We start from the raw sequence: 21,903 nt of genomic DNA on the forward strand, positions 1-21,903 counted from the left end.
TTTCGATAAGCGGGCCGCCTGCTGTTTTTTTCAATAAAAATGAAAAAATTTAATAATTTGAAGGTATTTTCTCTGCTGAGTGGGAATGTAATAGAGTAAGAAGGAATTTGTTTTAGTGAACATCAAAGCTAGGGGATGGTTAGGTCAATTACCCACGACTGCAGTCGCAGGCTTGTAAGAGCCTTGATTGACTAGCCTAAGTCTTTACTGGCTACGTTGTTTGTGTCATGACACAATAGGATGCCCACTCTAGTTCTATGCAACTGTCGCATGCGATTAAAAGCTCTGAGGGAAAGGTGCGGTGTTGCATGCCCAACAAGCACTTACAACATTGGCGAAGAGGAACAAACTCGAAGGAGGTAGACGACATGTTCGTTTACGTACTGAATAAGCATGGACATCCACTTATGCCCTGCAAGCCGCAGAAAGCACGCAAACTAATGCAACAAGGAAAAGCAAGCGTCGTCCGACGAACGCCATTTACCATTCAATTAACATACGGATCAAGCGGCTATAAACAACCCGTGTCTCTTGGCGTGGATGCAGGAACGAAACATATTGGACTTTCAGCAACAACGGAAAGTCAAGTATTATTTGAAGCTGAAGTCGGGCTACGTACTGATATTCAGGAGCTGCTGGCAACTCGCCGAGCCTTGCGAAGGGCTAGACGAGACCGGAAAACTCGCTACCGTAAACCCCGTTTTCTAAATAGGAATAAAGACAAAGGATGGCTTGCCCCATCCGTTCAAAACAAAGTCGACATGCATGCAAAGATGATTACAAAGCTCCATGCATTGCTCCCAATTACGGACGTAATCATTGAAGTTGCCCAATTTGATATTCAGAAAATCAAGAATCCTAGCATTTCAGGAGACCTCTATCAAAAAGGGGACCAGCTTGGTTTTTGGAATGTTCGGGAATATGTCATTTATCGGGACAAGCATGTCTGTCAGCATTGCAAAGGCAAAACGAAAGACAAAATTTTAAACGTCCACCACATTGAAAGCCGTAAAATAGGTGGTGACGGACCGGATAATCTCGTGACACTCTGCAAGACGTGTCACAATAGTATTCACAAAGAAGGAAAAGAACATTTATTCACGCGGAAAAGTCCTTCTTTTCGTGATGCGTCCCAAATGACGGCGATGCGATGGTTTATTCATCATAAAGTTAAAGAATTATATCCGCATGTCAAATTGACATATGGATTCCAAACTAAAAACACACGCATCCGATATGGCTTGGAAAAGAGTCATTCAATTGATGCCCGGTGTATCAGTGGCAATCCACTTGCATCTCTATCCCAAAATACGTACCTGTTCAAACAAGTACGCAAAAACAACAGACAGTTACACAAGATGACCATCGCGAAAGGCGGTTATCGAAAAGCCAACAAAGCAGAACGGTTTGTCAAAGGCTTTCAATTGTTCGACAAAGTCGTCTTTGAAGGAAACGAATGCTTTGTGTTCGGTCGACGAAAAAGCGGCTACTTTGATTTGCGAAAACTAGACGGTACAAGTGTGCATAAAAGTGCAAGCTACAAAAAGTTACAAATCGTGGGGAAAGCCGGTACATTACTCGTTCAAATAAGTTAAAGAAGGGAAGTGCAGGCTGGCTACTCTAATGACTGAAGTTACGAGTGTCCACCAGCCTATATATGTATGAAAAGATTATGTCTTTCTCTGCTCGTACTTGTTTTGCTTTTGACTCAGACACCCATGACACAAGCGACAGCCTATCAAATGCCTGACGGAACACAGACAAACCATGATTCCATCAACACCTCGCTACTTTTGTTCGATATAGGATCCTTCAAAAACTTGCAGGATTATTTTTATTCCTTAATGACTTTAAGTTGGACAACCGGATATAAGGAGGGAATTTCCAATACCGAGCCAGCTGTTAGTAAGGAAGCTGACGAATTGCCTGAACCAATCTCTTCCAGTTATCTGTTGGATACATCCAAAACATATACATGGACTTCCTATGTTGATGGCCAAACGACTCTTTCAACTATCACCTATTCCAATGAAATTTACGAAGAGCAACCGGAGTGGGATCAATGGAAAGAAACGATAAACGGTGAAACAGCCTACTTTCTTGTGAAAGAAACGGAAGAAGGCTTGTATACGGGATACCCTTATTCCGAATATTATTCTGATTTAAGGTATCCTTTATTTGAAGGGAAAACTTGGGATACTTCTGATGAAGAAATCGACTTCAATACGTACACCGTCACGGCGATGGATCTTGACGTCACGGTGAAAGCAGGCACGTTCCATAGCGTCGTCCAAGTGGATGCCTCTCATGGATGGACGTTCTTTTATGCACCCGATATCGGTTTGATCAAGACGGAGCAGAATGGAACAGTCATGAATGAGCTTAGTGAGTTACAAGATTAATTCAGAAACGGCTGCGCATTAATTGCCAGCCGTTTTTCTTTTTGAAAATTTTTGTCCACTTTCTTCCCCTTTCGTTCTATATAAAGGGTGAAAGGAGGTGATCGAGATGGCGACAATCGAATTTAAAGAAGCGGTCGGTCGGGTTTATTTCGATGGCGGGTTAACGGAAGATGGAAAACTTGTCCGCAAATCGAAAACGTACCGGAATATTGTAGAAAACGTCGAGGCAGATGCTTTGTACAATGCATTGCAAGCACTTGGGCAACTATCAGAACTTCCATTCATCGGGGCGGAAAAAGTGGAAACCTCAAGTGTGATGGGCTAAGCCTACCAGTTGGCTGATGCTGTCATGCAACACTCATTTTAAAGGAGGATTCGGAAATGGCTAAAACCTTACAACTGAACTTCAGTACAGCTACTGGCAAAAATGTGGTGCTAACCGTGGATGAACCACGTGAAGATCTGACGGCTCCCGAAATCGAGGCCACCATGCAGGAAATCATCACTTCCGGTGTATTCGAAGTGGATGGATCACCATTGGAAACAGCGAAGAACGCCCGCATCGTCGAGCGCAATGTCACCGAAATTGTAGGAAGCTAACTTGATTCAGCAGAAGTCTCCCACTTCCATAAGTGGCGGGATTAATGACAGAAAGCATTTCAATCAGAGGGAGTCCAAACTCCCTGTAGCTGACGCTTCGCTTTCAGTACAAAAAAATTTGCTGATTGGAGGAACTCGGGCTAAGGTCGCCGCGTCCTGCGGCAACGCCTGAGTGACCAACACCCTGTTGGCCCAAGCCTCCGACGGATGTCACAGATTTTGAAAGGAGTTAATTGCGAATCGAACGGCGAAGGGTTCGATTTGCCTTAATTTCTACGTTCTTTGCAGAAATTAAGGCACCAGTCATTAGAAAGCGCAATTCAAAATCTGGACACAATCACGCCGAGGCGTGATTGATCTTGTTGCAGCCGGTTTACCAGTTTTCGGACTGGGAACCGGCGTTTTAACTTAATTCAGCAGAAGACCTCCACTTCTATAAGCGGCGGTATGAATGCCAGAAATACATTCGATTCAATGTGGGCTCAAACAGCGGCTGAATTAAGTTAGGCCTCCGGCGGATGTTACAGATTTTGAAGGGAGTTAATTGCGAATCGAACGGTGAAGGGTTCGATTTACCGTATTTCTACGTTTTTTGCAGAAATTAAGGCACCAGCCATCAGAAAGCGCAATTCAAAATTTGGACACAATCACGCCGAGGTGTAATTGATTTTGATCCAAGAGAGGAGGAAACGGGATGGAACAATGGATACAACTCATACAAGAAATCGGCTTCCCGATTTTCGTTTCGTTCTATCTATTGCACCGGCTCGAAACAAAACTCGTCGCCATCCATGATGTACTTGTTGCGTTGAAGGAGAAATGATAAGGGGTGCTTCCTTCTCAATTCCTATAAAAAGGCGGAATCGGCATGAACTGCCGATTCTGCTTTTTACTCTTGTTATGAAACTACATATTCATGAAATGCGCGTGCCGCTTTGGCGCTCTCGATACCGGTAATATTTCCGGAGACGTACAATCCGCCTGCGATACAAACGAAGTCTACGTCAATCGTCTTTTCACACCACCGAATCACTTCTCCTTCGTTCAAAGGATCATATTAAATGTTCTGCTCTTATACAAAAAGCTATCCCACCCGCCCCTGATTCAACTGACGTATGGGACGAATTTCATTTTATGAAATCCTCACTGTTTTCCTAAGCAACTCTAATCCGGCAATCCCTGGTTCGGTCATTTCTTTCGTATCCAAAATGATATCCAATTCTTTTTCGCTTAAATATCCTTCTCTAAGGCAAATCGACCGCACGGATACACCTGTTGCAAGCGCTTCTTTTGCGATTTTGGAGGCGACCTCGTAGCCTACATGCGGGTTGATGGCAGTTACAATACCTACGCTCGATTCGACTAATTCCCGACAATGTTCCACATTTGCGGTAATACCTTCAATTGCAAATGCGGAAAATACATGCACGCCATTTGTAAGAATCGCGAAGGATTGCAATAGATTCGATACCATTACAGGCCCCATCACATTCAGTTCCAACTGCCCCGCTTCGGAGGCCAGTGAAATGGTATGGTCATTTCCAATGACTTGGAAGGAGATTTGATTCATAACTTCCGGTATGACAGGATTCACTTTTCCGGGCATAATCGAAGAACCTGGTTGTCTTGCCGGTAAATTGATTTCGTTGAATCCGGTCAAAGGTCCCGACGCGAGAAGTCTGAGGTCATTTGCGATTTTAGATAGATTGATCGCCAGGATTTTCAATGTTGAGGAGATTTCCGTGTAGCGGTCTGTATTTTGGGTAATATCCACTAAATTCTCCGCATTCTCCAAGGGATAATTCGTTTCTTCTATTAAATAGTCAATGATTTTTTCCCGATAATCCCCCCTTGCGTTCAAACCGGTACCGATTGCTGTTGCACCAATACTGATTGTATTCAGTTGCTGTACGGCTTTTTCGATACGGTTTAAGTCCCGTTTGATCACACAAGCATAAGCCCCGAATTCTTGACCTAGCCGAATCGGAATGGCGTCCTGTAAATGGGTACGCCCCATTTTGATAACATCGTCAAATTCATTTTCTTTAATGACCAATTGTTCATGTAGCCTTTTTAATACAGCGCATAATCTTCCCGCCATATTCAGCAATGTTAGATGGACAGCTGTCGGAATGACATCATTTGTTGATTGGGACATATTGACTTGTGTATTGGCGCTAACAACGGATTGCCCTTCTTTTGTCCCTTTCAATAACTCATGCGCACGATTAGCAAGCACCTCATTGATATTCATATTTAAGGAAGTGCCGGCACCGCCTTGAATGGCATCCACAACAATCTGGTTATCCCACATCCCCAATTCCATTTCCTCGGCGGCTTTTCGAATAGCGATTGAAACGGATTCATCCAATAATCCGATTTCAGCATTGGTCTTGGCAGCCGCTTTTTTAATGAGCGCTATCGACCGAATCAATTCGGGATGTGTTTTCTCCCCCGTAATTGGAAAATTTTCTACAGCCCGAGCCGTTTGGATACTATAATACGCATTATTCGGGATCTGCTTATCTCCTAAAAAATCGCTTTCTATCCGATATTTCACATCCATACATCCCTTTCCAGATTGAAATCATCCACGATTTTGTTAATCGAATAGCTTATCAATCGCAAGAATACCCTGCAACATGACATTACTTGCTTGTTCAATATCTTCAGGGGTGCTGTACTCTTCAGGGCAATGACTTTTTCCATCAATGCTCTTCACAAAAATCATTGCTGATTTCGATATAAGCGACATATGGGCAGCATCATGCACCGCCATACTAGGCAAGGTCATATAAGGAATGGACATCTGATTCGCCACACCTTGTAAAATAGTTACGATCTCTTTATCCAGTTTTGTTGGCTCTTGCTGTTGCAAAATGGATTGCTTCCATTGAAGGCTACGTAGTGCAATGATTTCAGTCCACTCCGCTTCAATTTTACCGACAATCTTTTCCATCCGTTCCTGGCATTCACCTCTAATTTCCAATACGAAATCGACTTGTCCGGGAACAATATTAATGGCATTCGGCTGCACCTCTAATTTCCCGACAGTACCGACTAAATCCGTCTTATCTTCTGCGCAAATGTGCTCCACTGCAAGGATCATTTCTGATGCGGCGGTCAAGGCATCACTTCGATGAGGCATCATCGTTGTTCCCGAATGATTCGCTTCTCCAATTACCGTCACTTTACTTCGATAAACTCCGACCAAACTATTGATGATTGCTACTGGTCTATCATTCGATTCCAACCGTTTTCCCTGTTCGATATGCAGCTCGACAAAAACTTTTTTGTCATCACGGATAGCAGCCATTTCGGGAATCCGATCGATATCTCCGTCCACTGTCTGTAAAGCTTCACTTAATAGAAGTCCCTTGGAGTCTGTCGCTTTTCTAAGTTCCTGTTCCGATAACCGTCCAACAAAAGCACGACTTCCAAGCGTCGATAATCCAAAATCATTCGATTCCTCGGCAGTGAAGGAGACAATCTCCAAGTCATGGTCAAGGGTAAGGTCCTTTTCGATAATCGTTCGAATGATCTCTTTGGCAACAAGAGTCCCAAGTGCCCCGTCGTATTTCCCTCCGTTCGGAACTGTGTCCAAATGGGAACCAATGACGATACTTCCTTTTTTCTTTCCATTTCCTCTTAACTTGCCCCAGATGTTCGCAATACCGTCAATCGATACTTCCAAACCAAGATCTTGTAATTCCTTAATGAAGCGTATCCGCACTTTCAAATCTTCCGAAGAAAAGCTTGGTCGTGTAATCCCTCCTCGTTCATCCTGACCATATGTAGCATAACTTTCAAGATCTTCAACTAATCGATTCAACTGAATTTGCACCACTTTTTTGCCCCCAATGTCTGCTGTAATGAAATAAACCTTAAAAATTTAAAATATGTAGCCCTAGATTGTTAAGTCTATGGCTACATGTTTCAATTTGCATTCATCTATCAAAATTATTCGTCGCCTTTCACCCCGTATGATGGAGCTATTTCTGGTGTAATCGCCCGGATGCGATACTCTTCAGCTTGCGGACCATAAATTTCCCATGCCTTTTTCAAATCATCCAGCGGTTGCTCACTGTAATCCACTCGTAAATCTACAAATGGGAATGCATCCTCTTGATAAACCAATAAGCCGATAGAATGTTCCTGGTCTAGCTCTCCCCCCATCTCAAAGCCTTTAGAAATAGCCGCGATCAACCGGTCAGCCAACGCGCCTTTCGTATTCAAAAAGGTTTTTCCCATCTGTTCTGGTATGTGTGGATCACTCAATAGATTTCCGATACTCGCAACGTTTTTAGCTGTGAATTCCCCATGCACCCCAAGTGCTTTTTCACCCGTAAATGTAGCGGAATTTCCTTGCGCATCAACGACAGCCAATTGACGATACTCCTGGAAAGGGGTGGACTCCTTCATTGCGTTGATCGCCGACTCAGCGTCAAAGCCATTTTCTAACACATTCAAGCCGATACTGGCTAGTCTTGGATCTGTTACATTTTGCGTTAAAATCGCACCGACACCTTGTTTTGCCCATGGACATCTTGCACCCACAGAGGGGCTACTGGAAGTGACAATGACCCCCAATGCACCCGTATCTTCACAACGTCCCGCGACTGAAAAGGTATTCGTAATTTTCATGATTATCCTCCATTATATTGCAATCTATTTTCACGCTGTCTTCCACTTACTCACTAATAACCGCTTCAATGTCAATTTCCATCAACATTTCCGGCATAGCAAAGCCACTTACAATAAGACCCGTACTGCATGGATACACATCTTTGAAATGCTCCCCGATAACCGGATAGACTTTACTACGATCTTCACGGTTCAAAATATAAACTGTCATTTTACAAATATCTTTCACCGATCCACCCGCCTCTTCTAAAAGCTGTTTCACACATCGGCAAGCCATATCCGTTTGTGCTGCAACGTCGCCGATTCCATGGAAGTTCCCCTCTAAATCAAAGCCTGTTTGTCCCCGGAGGAAAATCCGGTTTCCTGCACGGACAGCCATACTTAATTCGTTGACGATATGGTGTTCTGGCTTTCCAAGGGATGATGGATAAAATTCATTTGTCTTAAACTTTCTGATACGTTGAATTTCCACTTTTTTCGTATTTTCAAAGACTGTCATTGTAATCATTCCTCCGCTATTTTCATTTTATTTTTCCACCAGAGCTTTTTCATTCTGCTGAACATGTGGACTGAATTTGTCCCATCCTAATAATTGATAGGCTTTATCAAAATCACCTAATTGAAACAATGTACGGATCCTCGTCGAGGAAATTGTTTTTCCTTCGGCACAAACGACCGGTTCCAAAATAAACACCTCGTAGTATTTCCGTAATGTATGCACATCACCTTCCCTCCCCCTACCAAAGCGAAAATCATGACCTTCACAAATTTCGAGGGGATTCAGGTCTTTCAACTCTTGTAGAAAACGATCCACACCTTGAGAAATGTAATCCGCATTGAATTGAGCTACGACCACGTGATCGACACCTAACTTTTCAAGCAACGCTAACTTCTCGGGCAAAGAAGTCAACAACTTCACATGTTGGAAAAACACTTTGGGTGGAAGGTCAAATGTATACACGACAAGTGGCACACCCAGCTTTTCCGCTCGCTGACGAGCATGCTTCAATAAAGTTTGATGGCCAATATGCAGGCCATCCAACGCGCCAATCGTCAGCACACAATTGGGAAGCTTTAACGTCTTGGCATTATGAACTTGCATGTATAACACCTCTTCCATCTAAGTTACAAATACACCAGTAGCGCAGCCCCGCCTTAGAGGGACGGCTTACCAAGTCATGGCTGTAACACCAATTCAGGAGATAATTTCGCTGCTTTCATGACCATCTCTCTATTTGGCGTTAAATCATAGTTATTAAAGACGGCCGCATGTTGCGCAAATGGCGGGCTTTGGGCAAACAATTCAAATGTCACTTGGTGACCCGCATAAGAGGAATTGAGCATATCTCGCGCAAAGTACAGCAATTTCGCACGTTCCTCAGCACTCCACTCACCGACTGAGTAATACCGATCGATATACTCCTTGATTTGTGGATCCTTCATCGTTTCCATATCCGGTGTAACTGCAAGCTGTCCACCAACCAACTCACGTGCCAAATGCGCCATTTCAGGGAAGTGCTTTAGCGCAAAGACGCGACCTGTATAGAGCAGGGATTGATTCGGCATCATCAAACCGCCCGACGTCGATTGCGCTTCCGAAACTGCAGCCGTCAGATGGGCATTAATCGTTTCACGATAGTTGATCAACTCCGAAAGCTTCTGCTGAACGGCTGGGATTTTCGTCAATCCTGTTTGCTCCACATTCAATAATGCTGCGCCAATGAGGTAATCCGCTCTTCTCAGGATGCGTAGAACGTAGTTGAATGAAGAATAACGGTGAACCGTCTCACGGATATATTTTGCCGATTCCAAGTTACGATGAAATAATACATTTTCCCAAGGGATCAAGACATCGTCAAAAATCAAGAGCGTATCAATTTCTTCAAACTTGCTGGATAATGGGTAGTTTACTGGATCTTTTCCTGACCCGACAGGCGTCCGACAAATATGCTTCAAGCCTGGAGAGCCCATATCACAGATGAAGCCGACTGCATAGTTTTCCATATTGACACTGGTATTTGACCAATTGGAAATCGTCGGTTTGACAAATGCTTGGTGTGCGTAAGCAGCAGCCGTTTCAAACTTGGCGCCACGAACGACGATCCCTTTATCATTTTCGGCGACGATATGAAGTAGCGTTCCGCCGTCCTCACCGTTAATGAGCTTACTACGATCCCCTTTTGGATCCGTGTTAGCCGAAACGTGGAATAAATCCTTCTTCGCCACACGCTCCACATGATGCTTAATGTTTTGCGCATACGTCGGATCAATCTCATTCAAACGATCTTGGGCATCGTAAAGTGACCACATTTCACCAATCGTTTCATCGCCAACTCGATAGACAACGCCCCCCAAATCATCCAACACCGTTTCTACGTACGTACGAATCCCTTTCAAATCTTCCTTCGACTTCGGCAATTTGAACGCTCGGCAAATTTCATCGCCGTCTGCCAGCTTTGTTGTCAATTTAGCTTTGTATCGTTCCTCATGGTTCATATCATACATACGGGCTTTTACGTCGATGATCGGTTTAAACGCTGGATGATTCGCAATATCATGTACTCTCTCCCCATCAATATAAACTTCTCTGCCATCATTTAGCGATCTGCGGTAATCGTCTCCAGTAAGTAAAGCCATGTAAATTCCTCCCTAGTCACCTTATTTTTTTATGATTAAATACTGCCACCAGCGTGGCTAATAATGTATTTACCTAGTTTCTTGGCATCTTCCGTATGTTGAAGAACGATGTTTTTCGCTGTTTCCTTATCACCTGTTTCATAAGCTACCAGCAATGCTGTATGGTCATCCGCCAATTTATTTAGCTCAGCATGTGCTGTACTATTCTTCGCTTCTAGTGCGACACGCAATGCACTTGTCATCACGGCCTCCGCTGTTAGCCGGCGATAGGAATCTAGCAAAGTTGCATTATTGGTTAAGGCAATCGTGTAATCATGGAGCGAGATATTAGCTTCGATGTATTTGTCAATTTCCGTAATTCCTTTTTCTTTGTCCGGAATGGTGTCTTCAACACGCTTCCTCAAATTGGCCAATTCCTCTTTGGACAGATTGCCGACTGTCTTTTCAACAGCAGCCACTTCTAATGCACAACGCGTTTCCAATGCTTCAATCAGCATCTCGATACTTAATGGTGTAACTGAGAAGTCTCCATTTTCACCACGCGTGACCAATCCTTCTGCCTCCAGTTTAGTAAGCGCATGGTAGACCACTTGTCTTGGCACATCGAGTGCCTCTGTCAAACTTGCAACATTGAAGGAATCCAGCAGTCGGAAATCCCTTTTTAACACTTTGCTTCGCAAATCATGAAAAACTGCTTCGTCATTTTGTGAAATGAAGCGTCCAAATTTCCCGCGGTAGTAAGTCAACGGCTTCCGTTCTTCTGAACTTGCATGAATAACTTCCGCCAGGAAAACGGAATGCGTACCGCCTGTCACTTCCTGAACAACCCTACATTCCAGATGTGCAAGTGTGTCTTTCAGTATCGGCTCGCCCAATTTGCCTTCGGTTATGTCAATCCCTTTAAATTTATCTGCTGAAGGTCTAGCAAACTGTAAAGCAATGTCTCCCTGATCTTCATGTAGAATATTCACGCCAAAAACTTTTTGCTTGGAAATCGCGTTACATGTACCAGTTGCTTGATTGATACAAACCAATAACATGGGTGGGTCGACCGACAAGGATGAAACCGCACTCGCTGTAACTCCGTAATTGGTTCCTTCATGTTTCGTCGTAATGACAGTCACACCACTAGCAAAATGCCCAATCACATCACGAAACACTAAATTGTCCACCGGACCCAATTTCTCATACTCACTCAATTCTGTTCCCATATAGATCCCTCCCTATATCCTATTCGGACATATTCCTTAATTAATCCTTAATTACTCAAAAAATTGAACCTTTTTTTCTTTTATAAGTAATTAAGGTATAGCAAATCGAATCGGCATCCTCCCCCTGAAATAAATACATTTAACAATGAAAATATAGCCTGCCTAACTTTTTGGACATATTCCTTAAATAGTCCTTAATTGTCAGAAAAAAGAACCTTAATTTCTTTTATAAGTAATTAAGGTAAAGCAAATCAGCTTTCCTTCATCTACAATAGGTGTTGTATAATACTTTAAGTATAATATACAGACTATTTAAAAGAATGTCAATAACCAGAATCATGTTTTTGTTTTACAAGATTATTTAACTACTAATTGCTCATCTACAGGAGCAGTTTTAGGTTCTTCGAATGAACCCGATGTAATTTCCACCACATCTTCCAGAGGGATGGGTTTGAAAAGCTTACGTTTCATGACAAACTTAACCCAAATAGCGCTGTAGAAAACTGTCCCTCCTAAAAAAACAAAGGAATATTGATAAATCGATTGCTTCATTGCAGTATCTGGCGACATATTAAACATTACATATAATATCCCAAGCATCCCGATCAACTGAAAAGTGAGTCCAAACGGCGATCTAAAAGGTCGTTTTAAATCCGGATATTTGAAACGTAGAATTACAACATTCAAATGAGCGATAAAGTATGTGACTAACCAACAAAAACATCCCGCTAGTATAAAGGTCACCAGTGAATCACTTGTGGTGAGTCCGTTGAGTAGAAAAACGACGAACAATGAACTTAAAACCACTATGGAAAACCAAGGTGTACCATACCGATTCGTTTTAGAAAAAATTTTTGGCAATTGTCCTTCCAACCCCATCCCATAGAGCATTCGGGAAATGGCGGCAATCAGAGTATTCAACGTACTTGTCGTAGCCAGAATTGTGACGATCCCCATCCAGACTAACCCTGTCCTACCGAGCATTGCGCTGGCAGTGTCAACATGGGGTGCTGTCGAACCAGCCAAGATATCCAATGGCACGAATCTGAGAGATGCAAATCCAAAGAGGAGATCTGCAAATAGGATTATAAATAATGCTGCAATCATGGCGATCGGGATATATTTATTCGGCTTCTTAATCTCCTCTGCCATCGGTGTTACGAATTCGACACCGATGAACAACCATATGGCCAAAGCAGTTAGACTGAAAACACCCCAACCGGTCGGATTGAATTCTGTCGCCATTTGCAAAGGTTCACCTGAAGCGCCGATCCCTGTTAAACCGATAATGCCTAATATAATGGTAGATCCAATCAATAACGTCGTCAAAATGATTTGGGTATAACTAAAAAATTTCACTCCCATAATATTGACCGCTGCTAGTAGCGCGGTTATTACTATTGATATAAGTATCGGATTAGCACCTGGGATGAATATTTCAGCAAATACAATTCCCGCAATACTTGCCTCCGCACTACCCGCAAATATGGTTACGAGCACATAGCCGCTTATTACTGAAATCATGCCCATGAAAGGTCCAAGCGCTGGCAGGGTATAGTGATTAATCCCCCCCGCTTTCGGAATCATGCCCGAAAGCTCTGAAAATGAAAATGCTATACATAGATTTAAGAATACCGCTGCTAGCATCGCTAATAGAAAACCGCGTCCCCCTATACCAAATCCTTGTCCTAATGAAACCAGTGCACTGGAACTGACAACAATTCCTACAGCCATTGCAATGGCCGCCGATAATCCAAGAGTTCTTTTCAACTGTTTAGTCATCTTTAGATTCCCTCCTTTTTACAGGTTGAATAACTAAAATTCATGTTTCCCAATTTCCTTCTATTTTGAGTGAATGGGACTACTTTTAAGAAGAGCCGAATAAATGACAGATTGAATTATGGCGAACTCATCTTCTTAATAGTTTCGATGTATGGATCAAATTTGTTTTGCATTTGTCAGGACCTCTTTTTTCTTGGCTTCCTTAAATTTTTCAAAACTGTAAAATAGACTAAAAGAGAGAACAAGTCCTACTATCCATGCAATATCCAATCCATTCATCATTTTTGATATAGGCCCTTGATAAACTCCATTATTCGTAAATGGAATCTGGCATGTGACCGCCAACAGATAGATTACTAAAGAACTCATACGCAATTTTCCTAATTCGCCGTTTTCATCCATAAAATCTTCAGGCTGAAAATACTGACGTTTCAACAAGTAAAAGTCAGTTAAATTAATTACACTCCAAGGAATGATAAAGAAGAGAATAAAGCTCAGATACATCTGAAAATAAGTCATAAAATTTCCCGCACCTACTGTCGCTGCTAGCGCTAAAATCACTCCAACAACAATCGATACACATACGCGTATTTTAATCGTCGTTTTAAATTTAATGAAATTACTCGCTATGGACAGTAGAATAATCCCTGCTCCGTAAATATTCAGTGAATTAATTACAATTAATCCGAGCGATAGTAAGATGACGAGTAAAACACCTGTACCTCCACCTAATTCTTTGATTTGCGCCATAACATTTCCATTTACAACCATACTTGCTAGAGCAGCACCCAAAAGCATCAACCACGATGAGCTAAGAAAGCTGCCTAAATATGAGTAAAGGAACGTTTTTTTCCCTTCATGAGGCTTCATATAGCGTGAATGATCAGATACGTATGGTCCATATGTAATTTGCCAAGTGATACAAATGGAAACTGCCAAAACAAATTGAGTGAAAGAAAAACTACCTTGACTAAGCATTTCCATAGATACTTGACTCATTACAAGTACAGTCAATAAAGCAAATATGATCACATACACAAATGTATATAGTCTCATTGATTTTTGAATTAATCCTTGACCATAGATTGCTAAAAATACCATGGGAACTAAACTGACCAGAATCGTTACATTAATATTGATTCCTAGCGACTCATATATCCCCTGACCTACTAAAACTGTATTACTAGCTCCATATCCAAGGTACATCGTAAAGACGATCAACATCGGCAACACAACGCCGAAATAACCAAACTGGGCTCTGCTTTGCATTACTTGCGGAATACCCAACTTTGGACCTTGGGCAGAATGTAGTGCCATAATTACAGCCCCAAGTGCATGCCCAACAATTATTGCGAGACTTGCCCACCAAAAATTCAAGCCAATGATAATAGCCAAAGCGCCGGTGATCAATGTTGTAGAAACTGTATTCGCGGCAAACCAAGTAAAAAATAATTGTTTTGGATTTCCCCTTCTTTCCTCTAAAGGGATATATTCATAACTTCTTTGTTCAATCGAATTAGCTTTAGTCCCGCTCATATTGATCCCCCTAGATTTTTAGTCGCAAATCCGTCTTAATATGCACTACATCTTGCAGGGAGTAGCAAGACTTTACCAGTTGCCCCCCCTACATAAATGTATAAATTACTCTAGACTTAACCAGACACTCTTTACTTCCGTATAATTGTCTAATGCGTAAGACCCCATATCACGACCAAATCCAGATTGCTTAAAGCCACCGAATGGAGCTGCCGGATTTACGAGAAGATAAGTATTAATCCAGACCGTTCCCGCTTTTAAACGCTCTGCTATATAATGCGCATTTTTTACATTTTCCGTCCAAATACCTGCTGCTAGTCCATAGTCGGAATCATTCGCTTTAGCGATAACATCATCAATATCGTCGTATGATATGACTACAACAGTCGGACCAAAAATTTCTTCTTGTGCAATTCGCATATCATTCGTGACATCCGCAAAGATGGTTGGCTGAACAAAATAACCTTTCTCAGGACAAACTCCACCAGAAATTACTCTTGCCCCTTGTTTTTTACCAATTTCTATATAATCTTGCACTCTCTTTTGTTGTTCCAATGATACAAGTGGTCCCATTTGCGTCTCTTCATCCATACCAATGCCCATTTTCACTTTTTCTACAAGGGTAGTTAATTCGGAAACAACATGTTCGTACAAATCTTTATGAACATAGATTCTTGATCCTGCGCTACAGACTTCCCCTTGATTCGTCATGATTCCAGTAAATACACCTGGGATTGCTTTTGATAGATCCGCATCCGGCAAGATGATATTTGGGGATTTCCCACCTAATTCAAGCGATACACGCTTCATAGTCTTCGCCGCTTCACGCATAATGCTTTGCCCAACTGTAGTAGAACCCGTGAACGCAACTTTATTGACATCCGGATGTTCAACAATTGCTGCACCTGCTGTTTCACCAAAACCAGGCACGATATTAATCACCCCATCCGGAAAGCCAGCTTCCTTAATAAGTTTTCCCAAATAAAGAACAGATAATGGTGTTTGTTCCGCCGGCTTCAGTACAACTGTACAACCCGTTGCAAGGGCAGGTGCGACCTTCCAACCTGCAATCATTAACGGGAAGTTCCACGGAACGATGGCCCCGACTACCCCCACAGGTTCATGCTTTGTATAGTTTAATAGATTGCCTGAAATGGGGATGGTCTGTCCCATGTTTTTTGTAGCCCATCCGGAGAAGTACCTGTAAGTTTCAATTGAATTAGGCAAATCAATCAGTCTTGCTTCATTAATCGGTTTTCCGTTATCAAGCGTTTCAATGATCGCAAGTTCTTCTTGATGCTTTTCAATGAGGTCAGACAGTCTGTACATCAAATGAGATCTTTCTGCAGCAGTCATCTTTGGCCATGGTCCATCTTCAAATGCCTTTCTTGCAGCCTTTACCGCCTTATCGACATCTTTTTCCGAAGCTTCGGATACAACCGCCAATACCTCACCCGTAGAAGGGTTATACGTATTAAACGTTTTTCCGGATTCCGATTCCACAAATTCCCCATTAATAAATAACTTCTTCGTCCCTTTTAAGAATTCCGCTACGTTTTTATTCAATTCTACTGTTTGAGTATTCATACCTAGCCTCCTATTTTCCCTTGTTGTATCGACCTTCATTTTGCCCAAGCTATAACATTAACGATCAAACTTTTACTTGAAATGTCTCCCAGTACTCGGATTGAATATCTATCACATGATCAATTGCTTCTTGTTGATTGCTATATACCAAATCAGGATAACCATTGGATCCGGTTGCGAAAGGGTCTTCAACATCCGTTTCGATACCACTAAGTTCTTCAATGATCCGAAGTGTACAGAATGGAACATAAGAATTGCTATAACCGCCCTCGTGACACATGACCAATTTACCGCCGCAGTGTTTTTCGGCAATTTCCATCATGACCTTTGTCATTTTTCCGAACCCTTTAGCTGATACCAACATTCTTCCCAATGGATCGAACATACTTGGGTCCTGTCCTGCGGAAATAAGGATTAGTTCCGGTTTAAATTCATCGGCTAAAGGTCTGATCACCTCTTTGAATACGCTTACATAAGCCGCATCACCTGATCCAGGAGGTAAAGGGATATTTACATTGAAACCTTTTCCGACATTTTCCCCTACATCTTTTGCATACCCCGAATTATTGGGAAAATTTAAATCTTGATGAACTGAGACAAACAACACATTCGGATCATTGTAAAATGCCTTTTCTGTGCCGTTTCCATGGTGAACATCCCAATCTATGATCATGATTCTTTCTAATCCATATTTTTTCCTTGCATATTTAGCAGCTATAGCAACATTGTTGAAAATACAAAAACCTATGCCCCTATCAGCTTCAGCATGATGGCCTGGCGGTCTAGTGAGTGCATAAACATTATCCACCCTACCCTTCATAACGGAATCAACAGCTGTTAATGCTCCACCCGTAGATAATAAGGCAATTTCGTATGAACCTCTTCCGACAATGGCATGATCACCAGCATCCCCGCCTGTCGTATCGCTCAAATGTTTGACCTTATCTACATACTCCGATGTATGGAACAACTCAATTTCTTCCCGGGTTGCCGATCGAGGTCGAATCTGTTCCAATTCCCTCATGATTCCGCATCTTTCCATCAAATTATTAACGCGTCTTTTGGTTAATGGATGTTCAACGAATACATCTGGTTCTAAATACCCACCAGATGGAAGATACAATGTTCCACTTCCATTATCATGCCAAAAATAACTTTCATCATAGATATAACCTGTTTTCATTTTCATCCTCCCAACCATATCAGAATGTAAACAGGGAACCAAAATCAGTAAGAGCCCCCTGTTCTCATCATTAGCCTAAACTTTTTTCAAATGAAGTCAGTGCATCGTCAATTATGCCAATAACCTCTTCCAGCTCTTGTTTATTGATAACTAACGGAGGGGCAACCGCGACAATATTCTTTCCGACTTCAAAATCGGCAGCACGCAAGATCAATTTGCGTTTAAAACATTCTTCAACGACTGTTTTAGCTGCACGAATCGATTGCTCAAACGGAACGTCATTATCTCGGTCGGCCTGTAAATCAAAGCCGGCTAGTAATCCGACTGCTCTCGTTTTAGCAACATGTGGATGCTTGTCTTGAAGGTAAACGAACCCTTCCTTCAATATTTTCTCCATATTCGCTGCGTTTTCAACTAGATTATCCCGTTCAATTATCTCAATTGTCTTTAAACCGACCGCACAAGCAGTTGGGTGACCACTATACGTAAACCCATGACCTAAAATCTGTTCAGTCTGTACCAATGTCTCCCGTAGTTCTTCACTTAAGATGACCGCACCCAATTGTGAATAACCGCTTGTGATCCCTTTTGCTACACAGATGATATCGGGCTCCACTTCCCAGTGATTAACACCGAACATTTTCCCGGTCCGCCCAAAACCACTAATGACTTCATCAGCAATGAAAAGAACTTCATTTTCTTCACAAAGCTTTTTAACAGCTTGTAAATAACCGTCAGGAGAGACATGCACGCCACCCGCCCCTTGGATTGGTTCGAGAATGACTGCGGCTATTCGATGGGCACCTTCTTTTTCTATCACATCACGAATACAACCTTCATATTCCGGATCCGTTTTGTCTCCCAGTTCACAATTTGTCAAATGTCCCTTTGCATGGATCATATCGTTACCGGAAGAACCTGAGAAGTTATGGAATCCTTCAATCCCCGTCGCACTTCCTGTCGCAATCGTTGCACCATGATAGCTGCGCTTGATGGAAATGATGATCTTTTTCTCACTTTTCCCTTTTAAACTCCAATAATAGCGAGCCAATTTGAAGGCGGTTTCATTCGATTCAGAACCACCCGACGTGTAAAATACAGCACTTGATTTTCCAGGAGCTAAAGAAACAATTTTTTCTGCAAGACGGATCGCCGGCTCATTTGAATAGCCGTAAAATGATGAGCTGTACGGGAGTTTCGATAACTGCTGATGTGCCGCATCCGCTAGTTCTTTTTGGCCGTAACCGAGATTCACATTCCACAGCATGGAGACGCCATCAATATAACTATCACCTTTTATATCTTTCACTCGAATTCCGTTACCTTCGGAAAAGATAATTTTCGGCCCCTCTTCAATAAATGCTTTTGGAACAGTTGTCGGATGTAAAAAGTATTTCTTATCCAGTTCACTCAACTCTTGAATTTTACTAGTAGAAGCAGATACATTTACCATTTCATTACCCCCTATGATTAGTAGAAATAATAAGACCGAAATTACCGTTTAACATCATTTAAGAATCTTTTATACTAAATTCTGTCCTTAGGCGACGCCTCCCCTTTAATCGGCTTCCATTTAAAGATAATATCCTTAAATAGTCCATATATGAGATTTAAAAGTGGAGAATTCATCGTATTCCCTTCGTTGTAAAACACAAGACACGTTTATCGAATTATCCCTCAATTCCAAATATACAATCAAAAGTAATTTTGTCAATAAAAAAATATAATTCTATCAAATTTCCTAGTAAACCTACTATTGAATATACTTTTCCGGTTACTACGTCTTGTTTTCAAATTCAACCTAAGTAAGACTTTTGAACAATTTCAGTTTCCTTTAATTCTTGCTTTGTCCCTTCACCTACGAGACGACCTGCCATTAGGACATAGCCTCTATCACAAAAATCAATGGCCATTTCCGCATTTTGATCTACCAACAAAATCGTCGTCCCTCGCTGATGCAATTCCGCAATTTTTTCATACACTTCATACACAAGCCTTGGTGATAGCCCCATAGATGGCTCATCCAATAATAACAATTTCGGACTAACCATCATTGCACGCGCAATGGCAAGCATTTGTTGCTCTCCTCCGGATAATAATCCCGCCATCTGATTTTTCCGTTCACGGAGAATGGGAAACGGCTCGGACACTTCCTCAGCCATTTTCAAGCGCTCTTTATGACTTAATGTATATCCGCCTAACAGTAAATTATCCCAAACGGATAAATACGGAAATACTTGCCTTCCCTCAGGCACTAAAGTCATTCCGTGATGAACCAACCGAAAAGTTCTCGAATTTGTGATTACTTTATCAGACAGTGTTATTTTCCCACTTTTAGGTCGGACCTCTCCCATGATACTTTTTAAAAGCGTGCTCTTTCCTGCACCATTTGCACCAATGACCGATACCGCTTCTCGTTCTTTCACGTAAAAACTCATATTTTCCAATGCACACACCTGACCATAATACGTGTGTAAATCCTGTACTTTAAGCATTCGCCTCCACCTTCCCCATATAGGCTTCGATTACCGCAGGGTGTTTCTGAATCATCTCGGCAGTTCCTTCCACTAGCTTTTCTCCAAAATTAATCACTGTAATCTGGTCTGATAATGTGTTCACCAAGTGCATATCATGCGCAATGATGAGAATCGTAATCCCCTCATTATTTACAGAAGTAAACAAATCCATTAACTCCTTCGTCTCTTTCGGATTCATTCCTGCAGTAGGTTCATCCAGCAATAATAATTGCGGTTTGGTTGCTAACGCCCTTGCAATCTCCACCCTACGCTGATTCCCATAAGACAATTGCGCTGCATACTCATCACGCATCTCCCATAGTCCGACAAATTTCAATATCTCTTCCACGCGTTGCTTAGCAGCGCGTTCATTTTCTCTGAATATTTTCGTCAAAAACAAGGCTGGAGCTAACTTTGCCCCTGTTAATAAATACGTTCCGATTAACACCGTTTCAAAAACCGTCATATCTGGAAACAGGCGTATATTTTGAAAGGTTCTTGAAATACCATGTTTCGCAATATGATCTGACCGCAAGGAGGTGATATCGGCGGAGAAAAAACGCACTTCCCCTTCATCCGGAGAGATGATACCTGTTATCAGGTTAAATAATGTACTTTTTCCTGCACCATTGGGTCCTATGATGGCGTGTATATGATTTTTTTTAACCGAAAATGAAAGGCCATTTACAGCCTTCACACCCCCAAATGACTTAGATAGTCCCTGAACCGTTAAAATAGCGGAATTTGCATTATTCATATCCCAAACCTTCTTTCTCTACATCCACCTTTGCATTTGCAGCCCTCTTTTTCTCCTTCATTAAATTACGTTTTACGATGTGGTTCCTAAAATATTGGATGATCCCCATGATGCCTCTCGGAAAGAACATCATCATGATGACAATTAACAATCCATAGATCAGCATACGCAATTCAGGCGCTGCACGTAATGCTTCAGAGAAAACCGTCAGTAAGGAAGCACCTAGAACAGCTCCAATGATAGAGCCTTTTCCACCAATCATGACCATTGTTAAAATTGTGACCGACATCGTAAAATTGAAAGTTTCAGGGCTTACCACATGTATGAAATGCGCATATAAAGTTCCGGCAGCACCACAATAAGCCGCCGAGATCGTAAACATGACCACTTTCGTTCTAAAAACCGGAATCCCCATCGACTGTGCAGCCAGTTCATCATCCCGAATGGCTGTACAAGCCCGTCCGAAGCCAGATCTAATCAACAATTTTGTAACTATAATCGCTACAATCACGAAGAAAAGAAGTAAAGGATAATAATCGGCGTATTGGGTAAAAGACAACTCGACGATTCCGAAATTCAGGGCAGGCGGGGATGGAATTGAAGCAATCCCCATCGGACCTCCCGTCATATTTGTCCAATTCAGAAATACCAACCAAATAATTGTTCCGAAGGCAAGTGTCGCCATCACCAAGTATTCTTCTATCAGTTTCAAGCCGATAAACCCGATAACAAAACCAGATATGGCCGTAACAAGGATTGCTATCGGTAAGGTCAACCAAAATGAGAGGCCGAGTTTCGTTGAAAAGATTGCTGCAATATAAGCTCCTATCCCAAAGAACGCACCATGCCCGATGGACACTTGGCCTGTATAGCCAACGAGTAAATCCAATCCAAGTACAAGAAGTATATAAATAAGGATCAGATTAATGATATACATAAAGTATGGGTTCGTTATTCCAAGGGGAAGCATCAGTAAGGCAATTACTCCAATGAACAATCCAAGCTTGCGGTTTCCCAACTTTCTGATAAGCTCCATACCTTCTACTCC

20 protein-coding genes are annotated in these 21,903 nt (G+C 42.1%); 5 read left to right on the forward strand and 15 right to left on the reverse strand.

Annotation, left to right across the window (positions count from 1 at the left end; translation table 11 throughout):
* Positions 1–368: 368 nt before the first annotated feature.
* From iscB to ACFPRA_RS08435, 5 genes are all read left to right on the forward strand, one after another.
* The gene (iscB, locus tag ACFPRA_RS08415; RefSeq protein ID WP_381432637.1) at positions 369–1,595 is read left to right on the forward strand and encodes an RNA-guided endonuclease IscB; all 1,227 of its coding nucleotides are present in this window, start codon (positions 369–371) and stop codon (positions 1,593–1,595) included.
* 249 nt (positions 1,596–1,844) lie between these two features.
* The gene (locus ACFPRA_RS08420) at positions 1,845–2,402 is read left to right on the forward strand and encodes a hypothetical protein (protein ID WP_381432640.1); all 558 of its coding nucleotides are present in this window, start codon (positions 1,845–1,847) and stop codon (positions 2,400–2,402) included.
* Positions 2,403–2,508: 106 nt separating this feature from the next.
* Positions 2,509–2,727, forward strand: a complete 219-nt coding sequence (locus tag ACFPRA_RS08425; RefSeq protein WP_381432643.1) for a DUF1659 domain-containing protein — start codon at positions 2,509–2,511, stop codon at positions 2,725–2,727.
* 56 nt (positions 2,728–2,783) lie between these two features.
* Positions 2,784–3,002 carry a DUF2922 domain-containing protein gene (locus ACFPRA_RS08430; protein WP_381432646.1) on the forward strand — a complete coding sequence of 73 codons (219 nt, stop codon included), beginning with the start codon at positions 2,784–2,786 and terminating at the stop codon, positions 3,000–3,002.
* 694 nt (positions 3,003–3,696) lie between these two features.
* Positions 3,697–3,825 carry a YvrJ family protein gene (locus tag ACFPRA_RS08435; protein WP_381432649.1) on the forward strand — a complete coding sequence of 43 codons (129 nt, stop codon included), beginning with the start codon at positions 3,697–3,699 and terminating at the stop codon, positions 3,823–3,825.
* 309 nt (positions 3,826–4,134) lie between these two features.
* On the opposite strand, the gene ACFPRA_RS08440 is transcribed toward ACFPRA_RS08435, so the two are convergent.
* The 15 genes from ACFPRA_RS08440 to ACFPRA_RS08510 form a co-directional block, all read right to left on the reverse strand.
* Positions 4,135–5,562, reverse strand: a complete 1,428-nt coding sequence (locus ACFPRA_RS08440; protein WP_381432654.1) for an aspartate ammonia-lyase — start codon at positions 5,560–5,562, stop codon at positions 4,135–4,137.
* A 42-nt stretch (positions 5,563–5,604) separates the two neighbouring features.
* Positions 5,605–6,849 carry a Zn-dependent hydrolase gene (locus tag ACFPRA_RS08445; RefSeq protein ID WP_381432658.1) on the reverse strand — a complete coding sequence of 415 codons (1,245 nt, stop codon included), beginning with the start codon at positions 6,847–6,849 and terminating at the stop codon, positions 5,605–5,607.
* Between the two features lie 113 nt (positions 6,850–6,962).
* Complete coding sequence (locus ACFPRA_RS08450) at positions 6,963–7,646, reverse strand: DUF1028 domain-containing protein (protein WP_381432661.1); 684 nt, start codon at positions 7,644–7,646, stop codon at positions 6,963–6,965.
* A gap of 46 nt (positions 7,647–7,692) precedes the next feature.
* Positions 7,693–8,145: a RidA family protein gene (locus tag ACFPRA_RS08455; RefSeq protein ID WP_381432664.1), complete on the reverse strand. Its 453-nt coding sequence runs from the start codon at positions 8,143–8,145 to the stop codon at positions 7,693–7,695.
* A gap of 27 nt (positions 8,146–8,172) precedes the next feature.
* On the reverse strand, positions 8,173–8,748 hold the full coding sequence (locus tag ACFPRA_RS08460) for an FAD synthetase (RefSeq protein ID WP_381432666.1): 576 nt from the start codon (positions 8,746–8,748) through the stop codon (positions 8,173–8,175).
* Positions 8,749–8,822: 74 nt separating this feature from the next.
* The gene (locus ACFPRA_RS08465; RefSeq protein ID WP_381432668.1) at positions 8,823–10,283 is read right to left on the reverse strand and encodes a 4-hydroxyphenylacetate 3-hydroxylase family protein; all 1,461 of its coding nucleotides are present in this window, start codon (positions 10,281–10,283) and stop codon (positions 8,823–8,825) included.
* Between the two features lie 35 nt (positions 10,284–10,318).
* Positions 10,319–11,494, reverse strand: coding sequence for a flavin reductase (locus tag ACFPRA_RS08470; protein WP_381432671.1), 1,176 nt, complete (start codon positions 11,492–11,494; stop codon positions 10,319–10,321).
* 357 nt (positions 11,495–11,851) lie between these two features.
* Positions 11,852–13,276, reverse strand: a complete 1,425-nt coding sequence (locus tag ACFPRA_RS08475; RefSeq protein WP_381432673.1) for an APC family permease — start codon at positions 13,274–13,276, stop codon at positions 11,852–11,854.
* A 156-nt stretch (positions 13,277–13,432) separates the two neighbouring features.
* On the reverse strand, positions 13,433–14,812 hold the full coding sequence (locus ACFPRA_RS08480; RefSeq protein ID WP_381432676.1) for a purine-cytosine permease family protein: 1,380 nt from the start codon (positions 14,810–14,812) through the stop codon (positions 13,433–13,435).
* Between the two features lie 105 nt (positions 14,813–14,917).
* Positions 14,918–16,399, reverse strand: a complete 1,482-nt coding sequence (locus ACFPRA_RS08485; protein ID WP_381432678.1) for an aldehyde dehydrogenase family protein — start codon at positions 16,397–16,399, stop codon at positions 14,918–14,920.
* Positions 16,400–16,463: 64 nt separating this feature from the next.
* Positions 16,464–17,582, reverse strand: a complete 1,119-nt coding sequence (locus ACFPRA_RS08490) for a class II histone deacetylase (RefSeq protein WP_381432681.1) — start codon at positions 17,580–17,582, stop codon at positions 16,464–16,466.
* A gap of 70 nt (positions 17,583–17,652) precedes the next feature.
* A complete protein-coding gene (locus ACFPRA_RS08495) occupies positions 17,653–19,035 on the reverse strand; it encodes an aminotransferase family protein (RefSeq protein WP_381432684.1) in 1,383 nt (460 codons plus the stop codon).
* Positions 19,036–19,378: 343 nt separating this feature from the next.
* Entirely contained in the window at positions 19,379–20,077 is a 699-nt protein-coding gene (locus tag ACFPRA_RS08500; protein WP_381432687.1) for an ABC transporter ATP-binding protein, read from the reverse strand.
* Positions 20,070–20,855, reverse strand: coding sequence for an ABC transporter ATP-binding protein (locus ACFPRA_RS08505; protein ID WP_381432689.1), 786 nt, complete (start codon positions 20,853–20,855; stop codon positions 20,070–20,072). Before ACFPRA_RS08505 ends, ACFPRA_RS08500 begins: the two co-directional genes overlap by 8 nt.
* Positions 20,848–21,891 carry a branched-chain amino acid ABC transporter permease gene (locus ACFPRA_RS08510; protein ID WP_381432692.1) on the reverse strand — a complete coding sequence of 348 codons (1,044 nt, stop codon included), beginning with the start codon at positions 21,889–21,891 and terminating at the stop codon, positions 20,848–20,850. The genes ACFPRA_RS08505 and ACFPRA_RS08510 overlap by 8 nt, the downstream gene beginning before the upstream one ends.
* Positions 21,892–21,903: the final 12 nt, after the last annotated feature.

Source organism: Sporosarcina soli, from assembly GCF_042655805.1.
Classification (GTDB): Bacteria; Bacillota; Bacilli; order Bacillales_A; family Planococcaceae; genus Sporosarcina; species Sporosarcina soli.